This is a genomic window from Actinoplanes sp. NPDC051633 (assembly GCF_040681735.1).
Lineage (GTDB): Bacteria > Actinomycetota > Actinomycetes > Mycobacteriales > Micromonosporaceae > Actinoplanes.
Genome location: NZ_JBFAZH010001545.1, coordinates 1 through 1,503, shown reverse-complemented (window position 1 = coordinate 1,503; position 1,503 = coordinate 1). Strand labels below are relative to the sequence as shown.

At 74.6% G+C, this 1,503-nt stretch carries 2 pseudogenes; both read left to right on the top strand.

The window, feature by feature from the left end:
• Positions 1–384: pseudogene (locus AB0M20_RS42980) on the top strand (hypothetical protein); the annotation flags it as partial.
• 80 nt (positions 385–464) lie between these two features.
• Positions 465–1,503, top strand: a pseudogene (locus AB0M20_RS42975) (hypothetical protein); the annotation flags it as partial.

The window sequence follows — 1,503 nt, the reverse complement described above, 5'->3', positions numbered from 1 at the left end:
CTGGTCGACGAGCTGCTCCCCCGGCTGCAGGAGAGCCGCACCGACTTCACCTCCTTCTTCCGCGCGCTGGCCGTGGCCGCCCGCGGCGACATCGACCCGGTCCGCGCCTTGTTCGTCGACCCGGTCGCGGCGGAGGACTGGGTGGGGCGGTGGCGGGCGCTGGGCCCGGACGCCGCCGCGATGGATCGCGTCAACCCGCTCTACATCCCCCGCAATCACCTGGTCGAGGAGGCACTCGGCGCGGCGACCGACGGTGACATGGGGCCGTTCGAGCGCCTGCTCGAGGTCGTCACCGAGCCGTACGAGCAGCGCCCGGGCCTGGAGCGGTTCGCCGCCCCGGCGCCGCCGGACTTCGGCGCGTACCGCACGTTCTGCGGCACCTGAGCCGCGGCCACGAGCCCGTCCGGATGGGCACTGGCGGACTGCCGACGTGGCGCGTTTGCTGGTACGTGGAGGTGAGGCGGATGAAACCGGCGAGCCTTGGCGCACCACACCGGCCGGGCACGGCAGCATCGGCGCGGGCAGCTGCCCTGCTGGTGATCGGCGGCGCGCTCTTCGTCGCCGGCGTGGTGCTCAGTCCCCGGGTGAGCCCCGCTCCCCACGTGCCGGTGCGGCCCCTCCCGGCGCTCGCGCTGCTGTCGGCGCTGGTCGTCGCGGCACTGCTCGTGGCTCGGCTTCCGCACCACGGCGTCACCCGGATCGTGACGGCGATGACGGTGTGCAACCTCGTCCTGTTCGGTCTGGACGTGACCGCCACCGCGCTGGAGCCCGGCTGGACGGCCCGGGTGCTGCACGCCGCGACCGCCCCGGCGTGGGCCGGCACGCTGCCCCTGCTGCCGCTGCTGATCGCGGTGTTCCCGTCGGGACGCCCGCGCTGGCCCCGGGTGTTCCGCGTCCAGCTGGCGGCGTTCGCGATCCTGGCGGCCGGGATCGCCACCGGCGTCGATCCGGACACGGCTGCGGGCCCACTCGCGGTCGGAGTGGTCTGGGCGGCCGGCGCGGCGGCGTGGGTGTTGCTGGTGACGGGTGTGGTGAACGCCGGCGCGCTCGGGGTGCGGTGGTGGCGGGCGACGGGCCCGGAGCGTCCACAGCTGGCCTGGTTCACCCTCGGCGCGATGATGCTGGCGTTCATCTACATCGGGCTGGGAGTCGTGCGGCTGGCCTTCGACCGGGTGCCGAGCGGGCTGGTCGACGAGCTGCTCAACGCCTACCTCATCGGCGGCCTGCCGACGCTGCTCGGCATCGCCGTGCTCCGGCACCGGCTGTACGGGATCGACATCGTCGTCGGCCGGGTCCTGGTGTGGCTCGCGGTCTCCGCCGTCCTGCTCGGTCTGTACGGCGCCACGGCGGCGCTGGCCGCGGCGGCGCTCGGCACGCCGGCCGCGACGTCGCTGCCGGCCCTGCTCGGAGCCGGGGTGGTCGCCCTCGTTCTGGCGCCGGTGTACCGCTTGGTGCAGACGGTAGTGGACCGGTTGATGTACTGCGAGCGCGGCCACCCCGACC